Consider the following 19279-nt stretch of genomic DNA (forward strand, 5'->3'; position numbering starts at 1 on the left):
ACGAAGACTCGTTCGACCAGGTAGTACGTCCTTTGACATATGTGTCAGAGACAACGTCTGCACCAATTGCCACACAACCATGACCCGATCAGCGAGGGCCAACGCCGCCACCCTTCATTACGGTTTGTGACCGGGCGAGGTCGAATTCGTGACTGCTGCGCTGATCGCGCCGTGAACGTGGCTGTCTCCGCGCCCCTGGGTGTGTCTCTGCGTGATGAGAGAAGGGGCGGGGATGGCTGCGACGGGACAGACCGGCACAGGTGCGGTGGCGATCGTCGGGGTCGGGTGCCGGCTGCCCGGTGGCATCGCTGACCTGACGGGGTTGTGGAGCGCGCTGGCGCAGGGCCGGGACCTGGTGGGAACGGTGCCGGCCGAGCGGTTCGAGGCCGAGCGGTTCGTGGACGGTTCGATGGCGAGGACGGGCAAGTCCTACACCGCCGCGGGCGGGTTCCTGGACGACATCGCCTGCTTCGACGCCGAGTTCTTCGGGATCTCGCCGCGGGAGGCGGCGCAGATGGACCCGCAGCACAGGTTGCTGCTGGAGACCGCGGTCGAGGCGCTGGACGACGCGGCGATCGATCCGGCCGTGCTGGCGGGGACCGACACCGGCGTGTTCGTGGGGATCTCCGATATGGCCTACGGGGCTCTGCAGCTGAGCCGGCCGGCGGAGATGAACGCCTACACCATGGCGGGGGCGGCCTCCTCGATCGCCGCCAACCGGGTGTCTCACTTCCTCGACCTGCGCGGGCCGAGCATGGCGATCGACACCGCGTGCTCGTCGTCGCTGGTCGCCGTGGAACGTGCCTGCCAGGAGCTGTGGTCGGGCAATAGCCGGGTGGCGCTGGCCGGGGGAGCCAACGTGCTGTTGAACCCGACGGCTTACGTGGGGTTCTGCCAGGCGTCGATGCTCTCGCGCAAGGGGCGGTGCGCGGCGTTCTCCGCCGAGGCCGATGGGTTCGTACGGGCCGAGGGCGCCGGGATGATCGTGCTCAAACCGTTGGCGGACGCGATCGCCGACGGCGACCGGATCCACGCGGTCATCGCCGGAGCGGGCAGCAACTGCGATGGCCGCACGATGGGGCTGGCACTGCCCAGCGCGGAGGCGCAGGAGCAGCTGCTCCGGCAGGTGTACGCGCGGGCGGGGGTGTCGCCGGACGAGATGGTGTACGTGGAGGCGCACGGCACCGGCACGCTGGTGGGCGACCCGGCCGAGGCCACCTCGCTGGGCCGGGTGCTGGGGATGCGCCGCTCCCGCGGGGCCTTGCCGATCGGATCGGTGAAGTCGAACGTCGGCCACCTGGAACCGGCCTCGGGCATGGCGGGCTTGTTCAAGGCCCTCCTGGTGCTGCGGCACGAGACGATCCCCGCGTCGCTGCACCTGGACCCGCTCAACCCCGACATCGACTTCACCGGCCTGGGGCTGGAGCCGGTCGCTGCGCCCCGTCCGCTTCCCGATGGGCCGGGACGGCGGTTCGTCGGGGTGAATTCGTTCGGGTTCGGCGGGGCCAACGCCCATCTGGTCCTGAGCCCGCCCCCTCCCGTCGCCGAGACGGTCGAGCCGCCGCCGCCCGCCCAGACCGGCGCCGCAGAGGAAGAACAGCAGCGAGTCCTGCCGCTGGTGGCTTCGGGGCGCACGCCCGAAGCCGCGACGAGCGCGGCCGAGATGCTGGCCGATCGGGTCGCCGCCGCGTCGCCGCACGAGCTCTACGACATCGCCTACACCGCTGTACGACGCCGCGCCCTGCATCCCTATCGCATGGCGGTGCTCGCGACCGGAGCCGATCAGGCGGCTGAACGGCTGCGGACGGCCACGCCCACCCGGATGCTCCCGTCCCAGGAGTCCGCCCTGGGAGTGGTGTTGATGTTCTCGGGCAACGGGTCGCAGTGGGCCGGGATGGGCGCGGAGCTGCTGGCCGACGACACGGTGTTCCGCCAGGCGGTCCACCAGGTGGATGACGCACTGGGGCCCTACCTGGGGTGGTCGGTGTCGGCGGAGATGAGCCTGCCACCCGACGAGTGGCGGCTGTCGGCTACCGAGGTGGCCCAGCCGATGCTGTTCGCCGTCCAGGTCGGGCTGGTGCACCAGCTGCGTGCCCGTGGCATCGAGCCTGCGGCGGTGGTCGGGCACAGCGTCGGTGAGACCGCCGCCGCCTACGCGGCCGGGATCCTGACCTTGGACGACGCGGCGCGGGTTCTGGCCGAACGCAGCCGCGCCCAGGCGCTCACCGCCGGATGCGGCCGGATGGCGGCCCTCGGCCTGACCCGCGATCGTGCCGAGGAGCTGCTCGCGCCGTTCCCGGAAGTAGAGGTGGCCGGGGTCAACGCCGCCGACCAGCTGACGGTGTCAGGCCCGGCCGAGCAGCTCAAGCTGCTTGCCGCCGAAATGGCCGCACGAAAGGTCTTCTTCCGCCTGCTGAAGCTCGACTACGCCTTCCACTCGGCGGCGATGGAGCCGGTGTGCGACCAGCTGACCGCCGCACTGGACGGGCTGGCGCCCGACTCCGGCACGGTGCCGTTCATCTCGACCCTGACCGGCGGACCCATGGACGGCACCGCGCTGGAGGCGGAGTACTGGACACGGATCGTCCGGGAGCCGGTGCTGTTCGCTCCTGCCATCGACCACCTCCTGGAGCGTGGGCACCGGATGTTCGTCGAGATCGGCCCGCAGCCGATCCTCCGGCCGTACCTGCGCCGCATCGCCACCGCCCGCACCACCCGCACCGCCGGCACCGCCGGCACCGACGCAGAAGCGGGCCACGGCGACCGGTTCGTCAGCGTGGCCACGATGCGTGAAACGAACGCCGGTGCGCAGGCGGTCGACGCGGCGGCGGCCGAGCTGATCGCGGCCGGTGCCGAGGCGGACTGGGATCGCCTGTTCCCGCGGCCCGGCCGGGTGGTGGAGCTGCCCGCCTACCCGTGGCAGCGGGAACGGCACTGGAGCGGTACGCCGCAGGCCTGGACACCGCGGGTGGGCGAAGGACAGCTGGACCATCCGCTGCTGGGTGAGCGACTTCCCACCGCCGAGCCGTCTTGGCACGGCCGGATCGAGCCGGCGCTGGTGCCCTGGCTGGCCGACCACAAGCTGACCGGCACGGTGGTGTGGCCGGCGGCCTGCCACGTCGAGATGGCGCTGTCGGCCGGGCGACGCGTACTGGGCGGACCGGCCGAGCTCACCTGGCTGGAGATCGACCGCCCCCTGGTGATCCCCTGGGATCGGGCGCAGGAGATCAGCGTTCAGCTCGCCGTGTCACCCCATGACGGGCTGATGTCCATCTCCAGCACCGAGACCGCGACCGGCCGGCCGCAAGCCCTGGCCCACGGCCGCGTCCGCGACCTGCTCGGCCGGCCGCCCGGCGACGTCGACCTGGAGGAGCTCCGCGCCCGCTGCCCCGGCGAGGTGGACGTCCAGGCGCTGTACACGACCATGGCCGACGCCGGTTTGACCTTCGGGCCGATGTTCCGGCAGCTCATGGGCGCATGGACGGGCGAAGGCGAAGCACTGGCCGCCTACCGGTATCCCGGCGACACCGCCGATCTCGACCGGTACGCGGTACATCCGGCCCTGCTGGACGGCGTACTCCAGGCGGGCGCGCCACTGCTGGCCGAGCGCCTCGCCACGGGCGAGACCTTCCTGCCCGCCGCCATCGCGGCGGTCCGTCTCTGGCGGCCTCCGGCCGCCGAGGGCATGGTGCACGTACGCGACCGCACGCAGGTCGCCTCCGAGGTGTGCTGGGACATCACCGTCACCGATCCCGACGGAGCCGTCACCGCCGAGTTGCACGGCGTTCGCATGCGGCGCCTGGCGGGCCAGGCCGGCACCGGACCCGTACGGCAGCACACGGTGCTGCGCCCGGCTCCCCATCGCGACCTGCCCGCCGACCGGTCTCCCCTTCCGGACGACCATCAGCTCGCCGCGGCGGCCGGCGGCCGGATCGAGCGGTTGCGTGAAGCCTGGCACCGGCTGCCGTACGCCTCGTACACGGAGCCGGCCGAGGCGGCGTACGCACACGGCGTCACGTCAGTGATCACTGGTTTCCTGCCCGATGCGTCAGCGGCGTTCGGCATTCCGGATCTGCGACGGCATGGACTGCGGACCGCCGCCGTCCCGCTGGTCCGATCCGCCGTCGCCATCGCATGCCGTCACGGCTTGCTGGAGCCTGCCGGGCACGAGCGGTGGCGCCTGGCCAGAGAGACCGAACGCGACGCCCTGGATGCACGACTGACGCTGGAGTATCCGGCGTTCATCGCGGTCACGGCACTGATGACCCGGCAGCTGAACCACCTGCCGCAGCTGCTGCGCGGCCAGGACGATCCGCTGCACCTGCTCCTGGAGGACGGGTCGTTGCCGTTCTTCGAACAGCTCTACGACGTATCGCCGGTGTGCCGGTTCCACAACCAGGTGGCCGCCGCACTGATGCGGCAACTGGTGGCCGCGTGGCCGGCAGACCGGCCACTGCGGATCCTGGAGGTCGGCGCCGGCACCGGCGGCACCACCGCCGCGCTGTTGCCGCTGCTGCCGCCCGAACGCACCCGCTACACCTTCAGCGACCTGTCGCCGGCGTTCTTCACCCGTGCCCGAAACCGGTTCGCCGCCCACGACATGGTCGACTACCAGACCCTGGACCTCAACGTCGACCCCGTCCGGCAGGGCTTCGTCGAGGGAGGCTACGACATCGTCGTCGCCGCCAACGCCCTGCACACCGCCGGCGACCTGGCCGCGGCGCTGGGCCACGTCCGCCGGCTCCTGGCCCCCGGCGGCCGTCTGCTGGCGATCGAATCTCACGACGTGGTCGCGCTGCAGACGATCTTCGGTACCCTCGACGGCTTCTGGGCCCACGACGACCACGACCTGCGCCCGTCCTCTCCGTTGCTGGCACGTGACCAGTGGCCGGGCCTCCTGGCCGACTGCGGATTCACCGACATCGTGCAGACCGGCGACGACCAGGCCCCGGCTCGCGACGCCTATTCGGTACTGCTCGCCGCGACACCTGACGCGCCCGTCACAGCACCCGCCCTCCCACCCGCCGTAGACGGACCCGGGTGGCTCCTGGTCACCGAGACCCCGGCCGAGACAACTTTGGCCGAACGCACTGCCGCGCTCCTGACGGCCCGTGGCGCCGACGCGGTTCACACCGTCACGGCCACTGCCGATCCCCAGACGTGGACCGAGCTACTGAACGCCCACGTTCACCATCCCGGTGGAGTGACCATCGTCCTGCTGATGGCCGACGCCAGCGCCATGCGAGACGGGCCCAGCGCGATGGTGGACCGTGCCACCGCACGTGCGGCCATCCTGCGCGCCCTGCTGACGGCACGCCAGAGCATCCCCCTGGAAGCGCGGCCGACCGACAACTGGCCGACGCTGTGGGTGGTGACCCGCCCCACCGGGGCACTTCCCGCGCCTGAGCAGCCGCTGTGCCCCGAGGACGCCGCCGTCTGGGGAATGGCCCGGACCATTGCCAGCGAACACCCGGACATGGCGGTGATACGGCTTTCACTTCACCGGGTAGAAGATCCGGCACACGACGCCGAACGCCTGGCCCGCGAACTGCTCACACTGTCGGCCTCCGAGCGCGACCGCACCGACGAGCAGCGGGAAGACTCGCCGACCTCCGGCTCCAAGCGCGAAGAGGACGAGATCGTTCTGACGCCGGCCGGCCGTTTCGTCCCTCGCGAGACCGAGGTGCCGGCGTCCGACTACGCGCGCGTCGAGCAAGCCGATCAAACGGCCCACGATGCGGACGACTCACCCTTCGTCCTGCGCGTGGACGAGCCTGGCCTCTTCTACCGGCTGCGATGGGCGAGCACGCAGCCGAACGAGCCGGGGCCAGGCGAGGTGGCGATCCGGGTACGGGCGGCCGCGCTCAACTATCGCGACGTCATGCAGGTGACCGGGCTGCTCCCCGTCGAGGCGATCGAGGGAACACCCAGCCAGCACGGCGTGGGCCTGGAGTGCGCCGGAACCGTCACCGCCGTAGGCGATGGCGTCAGCGGGTTGGCGGTCGGCGACCGAGTGGCGGCGGTGGCGCCCGCCAGCCTGGCCTCTCACACGGTCACCCGCGCCGAGATGGTGTACGCGATCGCCGACCGGATGGGTTTCGCCGAAGCCGCGACAATTCCGGTGGCGTTCCTGACCGTGCACCACGCCCTGGGCGAGCTGGCCCGGTTGTCGGCAGGGGAGACGGTGCTGGTGCACGGCGCCGCCGGCGGCGTAGGGCTCGCCGCCATCCAGTACGCCAAGCGATGCGGCGCGACCGTCATCGCCACCGCGGGCAACGACACCAAACGCGAATACCTGCGTGCGCTGGGAGTGACGCACGTCCTGGACTCGCGCACCCTGGACTTCGTTCCCCAGGTCCTGGAACTCACCGGGGGACGAGGCGTCGACGTGGTGCTCAACTCGCTCGCCGGAGCGGCCCTCGACCGCAGCCTGGGCCTGCTGGCACCCGGCGGCCGATTCCTGGAGCTGGGCAAGCGAGACATCTTCGGCAACCAGCCGCTGCTGCTACGGCCGTTCCGTCACAACATCGCCTTCTTCGGCGTCGACCTGACCACCCTGATCTCCGACCGTGTGCAAAGACGCCGGCTGGCGGCGGACTTCACCCGGAGTCTGAACGCAGGGCACTACCGTCCGCTGCCGCACAGCGTGTACCCGGCCGCCCGGGTCGCCGAAGCGTTCAGCCTCATGCAGCACTCAGGTCACATCGGCAAGGTCGTGGTGTCGCTGGAGCCAGACGATCCCGTACCGGTGCACGTCACGCCCGCACCGCAGCGTTTCGACTCGGGCGGCACCTACCTTGTGACCGGCGGGCTAGGCGGCTTCGGCGCGGCCACGGCCCGCTGGCTCGCCGACCACGGCGCCCGCCACCTGGCCCTGCTCTCCCGCCGCGGCATCGAGGCCCCCGAAGCGCCCGCGCTCCTGGACGAGCTGAACCGGCAGGGCGTGACCGCCACCGCCTACGCCGCCGACGTCAGCGACCCCACGGCCATGTCCGCCGTGCTCGACCAGATCGACGCCACCGGGCACCCCCTGACCGGAGTCGTCCACGCGGCCATGGTCCTGGACGACGAATCGCTCATCGAACTCTCCGATGACCGTATCCGCGCCGTCCTGGCCCCGAAGCTCGCCGGCGCCGCCATCCTGGACACCCTCACCAGCCACCGAGACCTGAAGCACTTCGTGCTGTACTCCTCCTACGCGGCACATGGCGGCAACATCAGCCAGGCCTCCTACGCGGCCGGCAACCTCTACCTGGAGGCCCTGAGCCGCCGCCGTCGGCGCGCGGGCCGACCGGGCCTCACGGTTGCCTTGGGCCACATCGCCGACGAAGGCTATGTCGCCCGTTCCGGGATGACGCAGTCGCTCATCACGTACGGCATCCTCCCCATCAGCGCCGACTCGGCTCTCGCGGCCATGAACGTACTGCTCACCGAAGGCGCCGACGCCGCCGGGATCGGCCGTTACGACTGGGGCCTGGCGCGCAATGTCCTGGCGACCCTGAACGCACCCCGCTTCAGCGCACTGGTCCCACATGACGAGGAGCACAACGGCCGCACACGCGGCGACCTGCTGCGCGACCTGGCCGCGGCCACCCCCTCCGAGGCGACCGGCATCATCGCCGACACCCTCGCCCGGATGCTCGCCGACATCATGCAGTTGGAGGCCGACCGGATCGAACCCCACCAGCCCCTGCAAGAACTCGGCATCGACTCCCTGATGGGCACGGAACTGCTGGGCCGCCTGCGTCAGCAATTTGACGTCGAGATCCCGCCCCTCGAACTCCTCAAGGGCGGCGGCACGTTGACGGCCCTGGCCCAGATGGTCCAGGCCCGCCTGGGCATCCACACCGACCAATCACCGGCCTGAGCACCCCGCCTCACCAAACTCCACGACCTTCGGCTACCTGGGCACGCGCGGGCACCGCCCAAAGCCACCTCAACCGGTCGATGTCCAGACTCAACCTCGCGCGGTAGGCGAGTTCAACCGTGGGGTTGACGACCTGGTAGCGCGCCTCTTCTACCTTCGAGTCGTCTTCCCCGCCATGGGCGGCAGCCTGGTCGTTCGCAGCGCCGGGCACCGAATCGACCGAGCCCCCACCTCAAGGAGTTCCGCCATGAACAACAAGCTAGCGGCCGTCGGGCTGGCCGCCGTCGCCGCCGTCACCACGCTGTCCCCACCGGCCTCGGCCGCCTCGGCAGGTTCGACGGCCTCGACCGCCGGCGTGCGGACGGCGGCGGTCGCCAAGGCCGCTCCCGTGGTGTCACGGTGCGACTGGATCGAGGGCTTCCTCTGCATCACCGTCAACGGCAACAGGGGCAAGTGGGTCATCGCAGGTGTGACCTACAAGAAGGAGAAAGGCCCCCGCCGTGCCGCATCGCTCTGCTGGAAGGTCCCTCGCGCCAAGTGGAAGTGCTCAGGCGGGTACGTGCTCAACAAAGGCAAGAGCTATTCCAAGCCGTTCTCGACAAAGGTGAGGGCCGGCTGCTACAAGGGCGCCATCTACACCAACGGCAGGCGTTACGAGACCGCGTGCCTCAACAAGTGACCCTAAGCCCACGCGGTGGCCCGCATCTCGGGATGCGGGCCACCGCCGTGTCATGACCACGACCGTTAGAGCGACCGACAGCTCATAGGCACAAGTCTGCTGGGCATTCGGCTAGTGGCGCACCCAGCCGGTGCACAGCGATCCGATCGGGGTGACGCAGACCCGGTAGGAGGTGAACCAGAATCCGGTGGCCGGTGACAGCGGGCGGCAGCTGGCGCCTGGATCCGGGTCTGAGTGCCTTCCCCCGCCGAACAGTCGCCCGTTGGTCCAGGTGTATTCGAGGTAGACGGTGCGGCCGTCGTTCCTGGAGTCGCAGGCGCTGAGCCGGTTGTGAGCCGAGTTGAGGGTTCCCGCACCGTAGGGGGGCAGGTTGGTCCAGGTGGCGTGCGCGTTCGCCGGTGCCGCCGAGGCGGCGACCAGGCTCACCGCGCCGGCCGCGATCGCCACGCTGGTGCCCAGCGTCCAGCGCTTGCCGCGGTGACGAATCATGTCTTCCTCCACGAAGGTCCCAGGCCCCATGTGGGCTCTTGGATGCACAATTTCGAGTGTGGGTTCAGACAGAGGCCGCATGGAAATACCCGGTGAGTCTTCACCTGTACCGGAGCGGTATAAGAGCATCATTCTTCTCGGGATAGCCATGACAGCGGGATTTGTGCCTGGCGGCTCAACCCAGTGCAGTACTGGCCGTACGGCACTGGTTGTATGCCTCTGAATCACGCGAGATCACACCGCTCGTCCGACGAACGCTTTCAGAAGCCGGCGCAGTCTGCCTCGCGGGATGGGCTTGTCCATCGCGAAACGCTGCGCGAGGGGCAGGTACGCGGTCAGCTGTCCCATGATGCGTTCGGCCGCGCACGGCAGATCCCAGACCGGCGCCAGCGCGGCGCCGGTGGAGGAGATGAACCACGGCTCGCCATCGGGACCGGCGCCGACTCTTACGCTGTCACCGAACCGGGGCGTGGTCGGCAGGAACACCCGTAGCCGTGCGGGCAGCTGGCCGTACTGCGGACGCACGAGATCCCGCGCAGCGCGAGCTCCTGGCCGAGTGCGTCCAGGCGGTCGGTGGCCTTCACCGGTCCACCTCGCCGAGCTTGGCGCGCAGTTCCTCGGCCGTGTCGGCTTCCAGCGCGGTCACGTGATGGTCGACCAGCCGCCTGGTCCGCGGGTCGCGCACGGGGTTGCGGGTCGCCCACCAGCGACCACGATTCGTCGTGATGATCGACCAGCCTGGGAACTCGGCGCGCAGCCGCGCCTTCACCTCATCGACAATCGACGTCTGAGTCACGGGACACATTCACGCGCTTGCGGACGGTAGGGACCGGTAGGGATGCCCCCCGCATGTCGAGGGGTAGTGGTCCTACCCCTCAGGCGATCAAACTGAGCGTCCGGGCAAGCTCGCGGACGTCCTCGGCCACTGCGGCGGGAGGATCGGGCAGCAGGTCCGCCACGATCGACCGTGCGAAGAGGCTGAACGCGAAGGTGTCACCCGACACCTTGTCGGCTTTCTGCATCAGGTGGATCGCGGCTACGTGATCGCCTTGCCGGTGATGGGCGCGAGCGACCTCGACCAGATACCGCGACTGCCGGGTACGGGACGGGATGGCGGCCGGGTCGATCCTGTTGGCGGCCTGCAACGCCAAGCCCGGTTTCTGCAAGTCCAGGTAGATGGTTACGGCGTAGTGCGCGACCATGCCGGGACCGATCATCAGCCACGGATGCGCGTACCCGGCGCCGAGCGACCGCGCCGCCTCGTCGGCCTGGTCGTGATGGCGCCAGGCGTCCCCGTCGCGGCCGAGCTTGGCGTGCGACAGAGCGATCGCCAGGTGCATCAAGGCGTACAGCGCCCGGTCTCGCTCGGAGTCGGCCGGACGCAGCATGCCCGCCACGTCACGGGCCAGCTCCACGCGCGCCTCCGCGGCCTCACCCGCGTCTCGCCACACGTGGTTGAGATACCACGCTGCCCCGGCCATCGCCGCGGGGTCATCGGCGTCCTGGGCGGCGAGCATCGCGCGATCCCCGGTCATGTACACCAGCTCTGGGGCGGGCTGATGCGAGGCGTACAACTGCGCGATGTGGTACGCCTGCGCGAGCTGGCACGAGGCCCGCCGCCGGTCGTCTCCCGTGAGCATCCGTGCGGAGACGCGGGCGTCGGCGATCAGCGCGGGCAGCTTGTCCGCAACGGCGCTGCGCTCCCACCGCGAGGTGTGCCAGGCCCGCCACGCCTGTCGCACCCGGCCGGTGAGCACGTCGGCCGGCACCGGCCGAGCCGGGGCGGCGAGCGGGTAGGACGCCAGAGCGTCGCGGATCGAGGCCAGATCCTCATGGGCGTGCTTGGTGTAGTTCGCGCGCGACATGCGATGGTCGCCGGTCAAGTCGCCCAGGTCCTCGACGTCGAGGACCTCGGCCAGACGGATCAGCATCGGCAGGCGAGGCATGCCGATCTTTCCGGTCTCCAGGGACTTGACCCATTCGGCCGACCTGCCGACCAGCCCGCCGACCACGGCGCGGGTCTTACCGGCGCGGGCGCGGTAATAGTTCAGTCGCTCGGAGAACGGTGCGTCGGGGGCGAGCGACCGGTTAGTGTCGGGCATAGGCCCTGCACCTCTTCCTGGTTTTCTCGACAGATCCAGGTTACGGCGCAGGGCCTTTTACGTCAGGGCGGCCGCCAGAGCGGAAGCGCCCTGCACCGTCTTAGGCCGTGTCCCGTGAATCCGCGATGGTTGAATAAAGTGCGGGGATGAGTTTCCGGCTGGCGGCCTACGGGGTGTGTATTGAGGGTGAGCGGGTGCTGCTCGCGCATTACGTACCGCCGGAGGGGCGGCCTAGCTGGACTCTCCCGGGCGGGAGGGTCGAGCATGGGGAAGATCCGTTCGACGCGGTGGTCCGCGAGGTGATGGAGGAGACGGGCTACGAGGTGGTGGTCGAACGACTGCTGGGTGTGGATTCGAGGGTCATTCCCGCGGCTGAACGCCGCGTGCCTGGCCGACTAACGCACCAGAACGTTGGCATCTTCTACCGGGTCAAGATCACTGGCGGCAGTCTGCGACCAGAGGAGAACGGTGACGTCACCGAGTCGGTCTGGACACCGATCTGCGAGGTCACCGGGCTTCGCCGGTCATCGCTAGTCGACATCGGCCTGGCCTTGGCACAAACCGTTCCAGCCACGGGCCACGTCGCCTCGATCCAGGTCGGCGGTCTGATCCAGCATTAGACAGCGATCGCTAAGAGCGATGTTGGGTGAGGTCGCGGAGCTAGTGCCGCGTCAGGCAATGTTGACCTTGTCGACGATGTGGTAATAGCTGAGCGGGCTGGTCACAGTACGGCAGCGTGGTGGGCGTCGGTCCGCCGACCGGACGTGTCGTTCGGACCGTCTAGGCCGCGGTCAGATTGACGATGACTGCTGCGGAACCTCGCCGGAGACCATGCGGTGCCCTCGGGCTGTGTCCATGTATTCGCGGACCCGGTGGATCATGCCTTCCTGGAGCTCGAAGACGAAGCAGTAGTCGTTGGCGTAGTGGTTGCCGTTGGCCAGAGTCGCCGTCATCGTCTCCTCCACGATCACCCGCTCACCGTCGGCGTAGAACCCATGGAAGGTGACGGTGACGTCGCGCACGAAGAAACGGGGGAAATCCTCGGCGAGGAAGCGCACGATCGCCTTCTTGCCGACCAGATGGCTGGAGCCTCCCAGCGCGACGGCAGTCGCGTTCTCCGGTGGCGCGAGCCACTCGGCGTCCTCGGTGAAGACCGCCGCGATTCGGTCAGCGTCGTGACTGGCAAACGCCTTCCAGGCGTCCTGAACGATGGTGCGACTCTGCTGCGACATGCCGCGACCCTAACTGGGTGCGGGCGTAGAGACTGGCGGCTTTCCGCCATCACCCCCGGCTGCGGGAGCAACGCCTCCACTTGCGTGACACAGACGGTCCGGAGTGCCGTCCCCATCTGGGTTCCACCGGTCACTACCGTCCGTGAATCCGGAACTGGCAGCTGTCATCAGATCAACTGGGCTTCAGACACAGGCGCTTAGGTCGGCTCGCGGGGTTCCTGGTCGGTGGTGAGGCGTTCGATGGCCTCCTGGCGGTCTTGTGGGGTGGGCAGGCTGTAGCGGCGGGCGGTTTCGACGGACTGGCCGAGGAGTTCGGCGACGATGACGATGTCGGTGCCCTGGCGGGTCATGGTGGTTCCGGCGGTGTGCCGCAGGACGTGCGGGGTGAAGACGCCGTCGCGGCCCAGGGGCAGGCCCGCGGCGTCGGCGATGGTGCGAAGCGCGGTATAGGCCGAGCGGGTCGATAGGCGGCCGCCGCGGCGGTTGAGGAACAGCGCGGGGTTGCTGTCGGCGTTCTTCCAGCCGGAGCGTTCGCGCAGCCATTCCTCCAGCACGGTGCGGAGCTTGGGGTGCAGGGGGATTTCGCGGTACTTGCCGTTCTTGCCGTGTCGCACGACCAGCTGGCCCTTGCGGGCTGACATGCGGATGTCGGCGGTGTCCAGGGTGGTGATCTCGCTGATGCGGGTGCCGGCGTAGAAGGCTGTGAAGGCGATCGCCTTGTCACGCAGTGGAGCGCGGTCGGCTTGGCGCAGCAACCGCAGCTGGTCGCGCCGGTCCAGGGCGCGAAGGGCGGCCGGGGGGTTGTCGGCGCGTTCGGTTGCGGCGGGGCCCAGTCCGCGACGGCGGTAGAGGTCGTCGACCGCGGTCAGATGCGCGTTGATGGTGGCGGGCTTGCGTTTGGCGACGGTCTGCAGGTGGGTGCGGTAGTCGCGGGCCGCCCGGTCGCGGGCGCCGGGGTCGGTCAGCGGGTCGCCCTCGACCGTCCCGTCCGCGAGGAGGGCGGCGAGCCAGGCAAGGTACTGGCGGACCCGCGAGACATAGACGCGGACGGTGCCGGTGTCCAACTGCCCGCCCGGCGAGGTGATGTCCCGTTCGTACGCGGCGAACACCGTCTGCAGCTCGCGGGGGAGCGGGGTCGGCCGGGCGCCCGGCCGACCCCGCGGGGGCTCGGAGCCGGCCGGAGTGCGGGTATCGGAATCCACACCCCCAGGTTAGTTCAGATATTTCTAGATATCGGAAGTTGGATCGCGTAAAGTCAGAGGTATCCGGTAACGACGACATCCCCGTCCCGAGGCTGACCCGCCGCTCCGGCTCACCCCCAGAAGGGGGATGTCATGCCGATCCTTCATCGTGGTCAACGACCCGCCCGGCCCGGCGCCGCCCCGGCCGCACGGTCCTCCCTGACCGGCCAGGCCTGGCCCATCGCGCTCACGCTCGGCGCGGTCATCGTGTTCGTCATCTTCCTGGTCCAGGCCACGTTCGCGCTGGCGCTGCTCATGGCGATGGCGACCCTGCTGGCCGGCGCGATCCTGCTCACCCTGGTGTCAGGGACCGCCTGGATCAGCCGGCTCGGCGAACTCCTCGCGGATCTGCGCCGACGCCACTGATCCCGGGCGTCCAGCTCGATTCCGGCACCATCCCCAAACCGCCTGAATCGGCGGCCTGGGGAGAAAAGAGGCCACTGCCATGTGGACCACCACCGAACGGGCGACAACGATCAGCCTGTCGCCGCCCTCGACTCCCCGGCTGCGGCTGCAGCCTCGTCCCCCGCCCGGCCGACCGCGAACACCCCTGGACGGCGCCTGGTGGCCGCGTTCGACCGACCCGGCCGCCGAACTGCCCGGACTGATCCTGGCCCTGCAGGCCGGCACCCACCACGCCGTGCACGGCCCCATCGCCCACATCATGCTGCGCGTGGCCGGCTGGACCAGCCGCCCACGCCGGCTGCGCGTCGACGGCCCCGCCGACACCCGGGTGGTACGCCTCAGCTGGTTCGACACCCTGCCTGTCGGACTGGTCACCGCGATCTGGGCCGACGGCCGGCGGGTCGATCTGCTCACCATCCCGCCCGGCACCGACCCGGACGCCGCCGCCGCGGGCCTGGACCTGGCCGCCCACCCCGCCAATCACCTCCGCGCCCCCGCACTGCTGGCCGCACTCACGCCGCCGGACCAGGCCGTATCAGAGAACACCTGGGAAACCGAGGGCGGGCGACTGCGAGAACCCGCACTGTGACAGGCGCGCCCCGTACCGCCAGGCCCACACTCACCCGCGAACGGAGACCACCATGACCACCGGCACAGTCGCGTCAACTCGCCTCGGGGCCCCCGCCGAAGTCGCCATGCCCACCCGCCGCCGCCCCGGCCACACCATCGTCGCTCTGCACGGCGAGCTCGATATCGCCGCCGCCCCGGCCCTGCGCGAGCACCTGGTCGGCGCCCTCGGCCACAGCCCCAGGCTGCTGACCCTCGACCTGAGTGAGGTGTCGTTCTGCGACGCCGCCGGGCTGGCCGTGCTGATCGGCACGCAACGCCGCGCCACCGCGCTCGGCATCACCCTGCACCTGGCCGCACCCAACCCGCAGGTGACCAAGCTTCTGCGCGTCACGGGGCTGGACCGCGTCCTCACCGTCCACCACGGACCGGTCCCCGTAACAGGCTCGCGACGGGCGGCATGAACGCCTGAACAACGGGTAGACATCCGCGCGATCCACCGGTCTTGAACAGAGCGGCCCTACTCGCTCACGGACCGCGATCGGAGAACCTCATGACAACCGTGCCCACCCACCGCAGCCGCGACTGGCAACTGCCCAACGGCCGCGCGGCGATCTCCCAAGCCCGGAAGGCGGTCCACAACGCCCTGCAGGAATGGGGCCTGGGCCACACCGCCGGCGAGGTCGCCGACCATCTGACACAACTGATGAACCAACTCAACGCCACCAGCCGCGGCCCCTTCGACCTGCGGCTGGAACTGCGCCAATCCGCGCGGCTGCTGCTGGGCGAGATCCGCCGCAGGAGCCCCGCGCCGCCCGACTCCGGTGGCGAGAGCGGCCACGGCATCGTCGCCGTCACCTACGGCAAGCGCACCACCCGCGACGGCGCCAGGTGGTACACCCATGCCTTCAGCTGGTCCCCGCCCGAGGAGACAGCAGGCGCCCACTGAACCCCCCGGTAGGTCAGCCGGAGGGCTCGTTCAGATGGGGCGCGACGGTAAGGCGCTGGTCGAGCCCGGTCAGGCGCAGCAGGGCGGTGACGCGGGCGTGAGGACGCAGCAGAATCAGTTCGCCACCCTCGCGGGCGGCGCCTCTCCAGCCGCGCAGGATGGTGTTCAGACCTGAGGAGTCGCAGAAGCTCAGGGCGGCCAAGTCGAGAGCGACGTACGGCGGCGCCATGGTGGCCAGGGGATGGTCGAGTGCGGACTGAAGGTCGGGAGCGCTGGCGACGTCGAGTTCGCCGTTCAAAATGAGGGTGTACCACTGGCCGTGGCGGCCGGAGGTGATGGTCAGGAGAGGTTGCGGTTGCCAGGGCCGGCGTGCTCGGCCCCCGGCGGGCGGCGGGTTCAAAGGCGCGGCGCCGGAAGGTGTGGTCATGGCGTGGATCTCTTCTGTTTCTCAGGTTACGCACCGAGCCTGGGGCGCTACTGTGCGTTCTGCGTCATGGTCTCACGGCCGGGTCCGGGCACCGTAGCAAACCCCGGATTCACCGCCATAGGCCCAGTCGATACCCAATCTGACCTGGACTAACGCCATGAGGGGCAACCTCGGCATGCACCGACCCACTCGGCCGCCGTCGCAAACCACTGATCTTCAAGCGACATCCTCACCTTCTGCTCCCGTGAACGCACAGATAGTGACAGCCGCATAGGCGAAGCGACATCCGGGAAACCCCGCATCTTCCGAGGTGTCACACGTAGAGACGCGCCGGAAACGTTTGCATTGCTGGACGTATCGCGGTGCCTGACAAGTTATGGCCGTTTCACAGTGTGTGATCTTTGTCGGGTCGATGATGGCTGGTATGGCGGGTCATGTTCGGATTTGGGTCGGTGCTGGCGTAGCGGTGGTCGCGCTAATTGCGTTGGGCGTGTATTTCGCCGTGGTGGGCCTGGATAAGGCCGATAAGTGGGGCAGTGTGATCGGTGTGTTCGTCGCCGTGGCCGGGCTCGGCGTGGCGGTGTACGGGCTGGTCAGCTCCCGCCGCTCGGGCGACGACGACGGCTCGGAGACAGACCGTTCGCCAGGAACGGTTTCGCAGCGGGCCGAAGCGTCGGGGCATGGCCGGGTGTATCAGGCCGGCGGGGATCAGACCATCAACGACCAATGACCTCGGCCTTTGAGCGGCCGGATGTGGGCCAGTGGGGTGCCGCGTCCGGACAAGGCCGCGTCTACCAGGCAGGTGGCGATCAGAGCATCCGCGAAGTGCACCTGCCAGCCGAGGCGTTGCGGCCGGTCGATCAGGTCGCGGCGCCGCCCGGGTTGCTCAACGTGCCCGACCACCCTCTGTTCATCGGTCGCAGCGACGAGCTGGCGCGGCTGGCCGCGTACTTGTCGAGCCCGGGAACAGTCGTGGTCGCGGCGGTGCATGGGCTGGGCGGCGTCGGCAAGTCGACGCTGGCCGCTCACCACGCCCGGGCCGCGGCTCGTTCAGGCGAGGCGAGTCCGGTGTGGTGGATCACCGCCGACACCCCAGCGTCGCTGCAGGCCGGATTGGCCGCGCTAGCGACGGCGCTGCAACCGGAACTGGCCGAGGCGTTGCCGCTGGAAGCGCTGGCCGAACGCGCGATCGCTTGGCTGACCTGCCACCACGGCTGGCTCCTGGTGCTGGACAACGTCACAACGCCCGCCGATGTCGAGCCGATGCTGCGCCGCCTGCTGACCGGACGGGTGCTGGTGACCTCCCGGCTCGGCCAAGGCTGGCAGAAGCTCCACGCTCTGACCGTGCAGTTGGACGTGCTCCCGGCAGACGAAGCGATCGACCTGCTTACCCGCGTGGCAACCGGCTCCAATGCGGCTTCCGGGCTGGAGGGAGCGGCGGAGCTGGCCGATGCGCTGGGTTGTCTGCCGCTGGCCATCGAGCAGGCGGGCGCCTACCTGGCGCAGGCCGGTCTCACCCCCGCCGCGTACCTGGAGCTGCTCACCGACCAACCGGAGGTGATGTACGACCGTGCGGCCGAAGGCTCGGACTCCGAACGCACCATCGCACGGATCTGGCGAATCACCCTGGACCACCTGGCCGACCGCACCCCGTTGACCGGGGATCTGCTGCGCATCCTGGCCTGGTACGCCCCCGAAGCCATTCCCCGCACCCACCTGGCCGCCTTGAACCGCGCCCTACCTGCGGCCACCAGCACCCCCACCCGGCGTCGGCGCTGGCGACTTTTCCGCTCCCGCACACCCACTACGCCCGCCCAGTCACCCGCGATCACCGACGCCACCACCCTGACCGACGCGCTGGGCCTGCTCGCCGCCTACAACATGATCACCCTGGACGCCGACACCATCACCGTGCACCGCCTGGTCCAAGCCGTCGCCCGCATCCCCGACCCCCACGATCCCCACCGCCATCCCACCGCCATCGACCACGCCCGCGAACAGGCCACCGTCCTGCTCAATCAGGCCGGTCCCGCCGATGTCGATGACCCGGCAGGATGGCCGACCTGGCGCGCCCTACTGCCTCACATCGACGCCTTGGCCGACCACACCGACCCCGCCAACGACAGCGTCATCACCGGCCAGTTGCTAGACCGCACCGCCACGTTCCTGCAAAACCAGGGCGCCATCACGCGCGCCATCGCCTACTTCGAACGCGCCCTCACCACCAAAGAACGTCTCCACGGCCCCGACCATCCCAACACCCTGGCCTCCCGCAACAACCTGGCCTACGCCTACGAGTTGGCAGGCGACCTGGCGCAAGCGATCCCGCTCCACGAAACCACCCTCACCGCCTGCCAGCGAGTGCTGGGCGCCGACCACCCGTCCACGCTGACCTCCCGCAACAACCTCGCCGCCGCCTACCATTCGGCAGGCGACCTGACGCGCGCGATACCGCTGTACCAAGCCAACCTCGCCGACCGTGAGCGGGTCCTGGGCGACGACCACCCGTCCACGCTGACTTCCCGCAACAACCTCGCCGCCGCCTACCGGGCGGCAGACGACCTGGAACGGGCGACGCCGCTGTACCAAGCCAACCTCACCGATCGCGAGCGGGTCCTGGGCGACGACCACCCCGACACCCTGACTTCCCGCAACAACCTCGCCGCCGCCTACCGGGCGGCAGGCGACCTAGGGCGAGCGATATCGCTGTACCAAGCCAGCCTCACCGATCGCGAACGAATCCTGGGCCCCGACCACCCCGACACCCTGAACTCCCGCAACAATCTCGCCGCCGCCTACCGGGCGGCAGGCGACCTGGAGCGGGCGATCCCGCTGTACCAAGCCAACCTCACCGATCGCGAACGAATCCTGGGCCCCGACCACCCCAACACCCTGAACTCCCGCAACAACCTCGCCTACGCCTACCAGACGGCAGGCGACCTAGCACGAGCGATACCGCTGTACCAAGCCACGCTCACCGATCGCGAACGGGTGCTGGGCGCCGACCATCCCGCCACCTTGGGCTCCCGCAACAACCTCGCTGGCGCCTACCAGACGGCAGGTGACCTAGCACGAGCGATACCGCTGTACGAAACCACCCTCACCGATCGCGAACGGGTGCTGGGCGCCAACCATCCCGCCACCTTGGGCTCCCGCAACAACCTCGCCGCCGCCTACCGGGCGGCAGGCGACCTAGGGCGAGCGATATCGCTGTATGAAGCCGCCCTCGCCGACTGTGAGCGGGTACTGGGCGGCGACCATCCAACGACCAAACTCGTGCGGGCGAACCTGGAGGTCGCACGCGGCGAGCTGGGTTGAGTG

16 protein-coding genes are annotated in these 19279 nt (G+C 69.6%); 9 read left to right on the top strand and 7 right to left on the bottom strand.

Translation table 11 applies throughout. The annotated features are described in order from the left end of the window. Positions 1-232 precede the first annotated feature (232 nt). Entirely contained in the window at positions 233-7867 is a 7635-nt protein-coding gene (locus ABD333_RS44455) for an SDR family NAD(P)-dependent oxidoreductase (RefSeq protein WP_344548927.1), read from the top strand. A gap of 247 nt (positions 7868-8114) precedes the next feature. Next, positions 8115-8546 carry a hypothetical protein gene (locus tag ABD333_RS44460; RefSeq protein ID WP_344548929.1) on the top strand — a complete coding sequence of 144 codons (432 nt, stop codon included), beginning with the start codon at positions 8115-8117 and terminating at the stop codon, positions 8544-8546. A gap of 111 nt (positions 8547-8657) precedes the next feature. On the opposite strand, the gene ABD333_RS44465 is transcribed toward ABD333_RS44460, so the two are convergent. From ABD333_RS44465 to ABD333_RS44480, 4 genes are all read right to left on the bottom strand, one after another. Further along, positions 8658-9035, bottom strand: coding sequence for a hypothetical protein (locus ABD333_RS44465; protein WP_344548931.1), 378 nt, complete (start codon positions 9033-9035; stop codon positions 8658-8660). 234 nt (positions 9036-9269) lie between these two features. Beyond that, the gene (locus ABD333_RS44470) at positions 9270-9560 is read right to left on the bottom strand and encodes a hypothetical protein (RefSeq protein WP_344548933.1); all 291 of its coding nucleotides are present in this window, start codon (positions 9558-9560) and stop codon (positions 9270-9272) included. Between the two features lie 55 nt (positions 9561-9615). Beyond that, positions 9616-9831, bottom strand: coding sequence for a hypothetical protein (locus ABD333_RS44475; protein WP_344548935.1), 216 nt, complete (start codon positions 9829-9831; stop codon positions 9616-9618). Between the two features lie 79 nt (positions 9832-9910). Continuing rightward, positions 9911-11137 (bottom strand): helix-turn-helix domain-containing protein, encoded by a 1227-nt coding sequence (locus ABD333_RS44480; RefSeq protein ID WP_344548937.1) that lies wholly within the window; start codon positions 11135-11137, stop codon positions 9911-9913. Between the two features lie 146 nt (positions 11138-11283). On the opposite strand from ABD333_RS44480, the gene ABD333_RS44485 reads away from it, so the two are divergent. Further along, entirely contained in the window at positions 11284-11757 is a 474-nt protein-coding gene (locus ABD333_RS44485) for an NUDIX hydrolase (RefSeq protein WP_344548939.1), read from the top strand. Positions 11758-11928: 171 nt separating this feature from the next. Here ABD333_RS44485 and ABD333_RS44490 read toward each other — a convergent pair whose 3' ends face one another. Then, positions 11929-12369 (bottom strand): nuclear transport factor 2 family protein, encoded by a 441-nt coding sequence (locus ABD333_RS44490; RefSeq protein WP_344548941.1) that lies wholly within the window; start codon positions 12367-12369, stop codon positions 11929-11931. 197 nt (positions 12370-12566) lie between these two features. Then, on the bottom strand, positions 12567-13571 hold the full coding sequence (locus ABD333_RS44495; RefSeq protein WP_344548943.1) for a tyrosine-type recombinase/integrase: 1005 nt from the start codon (positions 13569-13571) through the stop codon (positions 12567-12569). A 132-nt stretch (positions 13572-13703) separates the two neighbouring features. Here ABD333_RS44495 and ABD333_RS44500 point away from each other — a divergent pair, with 132 nt between their 5' ends. From ABD333_RS44500 to ABD333_RS44515, 4 genes are all read left to right on the top strand, one after another. Further along, positions 13704-13976: a hypothetical protein gene (locus ABD333_RS44500; protein WP_344548945.1), complete on the top strand. Its 273-nt coding sequence runs from the start codon at positions 13704-13706 to the stop codon at positions 13974-13976. Positions 13977-14055: 79 nt separating this feature from the next. Beyond that, positions 14056-14604 carry a DUF5994 family protein gene (locus ABD333_RS44505; protein ID WP_344548947.1) on the top strand — a complete coding sequence of 183 codons (549 nt, stop codon included), beginning with the start codon at positions 14056-14058 and terminating at the stop codon, positions 14602-14604. A 52-nt stretch (positions 14605-14656) separates the two neighbouring features. Further along, on the top strand, positions 14657-15046 hold the full coding sequence (locus ABD333_RS44510) for an STAS domain-containing protein (RefSeq protein ID WP_344548949.1): 390 nt from the start codon (positions 14657-14659) through the stop codon (positions 15044-15046). 89 nt (positions 15047-15135) lie between these two features. Continuing rightward, on the top strand, positions 15136-15531 hold the full coding sequence (locus tag ABD333_RS44515) for a hypothetical protein (RefSeq protein WP_344548951.1): 396 nt from the start codon (positions 15136-15138) through the stop codon (positions 15529-15531). 13 nt (positions 15532-15544) lie between these two features. Here the strand turns inward: ABD333_RS44515 and ABD333_RS44520 are convergent, their stop codons facing one another. Next, the gene (locus ABD333_RS44520) at positions 15545-15958 is read right to left on the bottom strand and encodes an STAS domain-containing protein (RefSeq protein ID WP_344548953.1); all 414 of its coding nucleotides are present in this window, start codon (positions 15956-15958) and stop codon (positions 15545-15547) included. 376 nt (positions 15959-16334) lie between these two features. Between ABD333_RS44520 and ABD333_RS44525 the strand changes: the two genes are divergently transcribed. Beyond that, positions 16335-16688 (top strand): hypothetical protein, encoded by a 354-nt coding sequence (locus ABD333_RS44525; RefSeq protein WP_344548955.1) that lies wholly within the window; start codon positions 16335-16337, stop codon positions 16686-16688. Further along, positions 16685-19276, top strand: a complete 2592-nt coding sequence (locus ABD333_RS44530) for a tetratricopeptide repeat protein (protein ID WP_344548957.1) — start codon at positions 16685-16687, stop codon at positions 19274-19276. Before ABD333_RS44525 ends, ABD333_RS44530 begins: the two co-directional genes overlap by 4 nt. The last annotated feature ends 3 nt before the right edge of the window (positions 19277-19279 follow it).

This window comes from Actinomadura fulvescens, assembly GCF_039533225.1.
GTDB classification, from domain to species: domain Bacteria; phylum Actinomycetota; class Actinomycetes; order Streptosporangiales; family Streptosporangiaceae; genus Spirillospora; species Spirillospora fulvescens.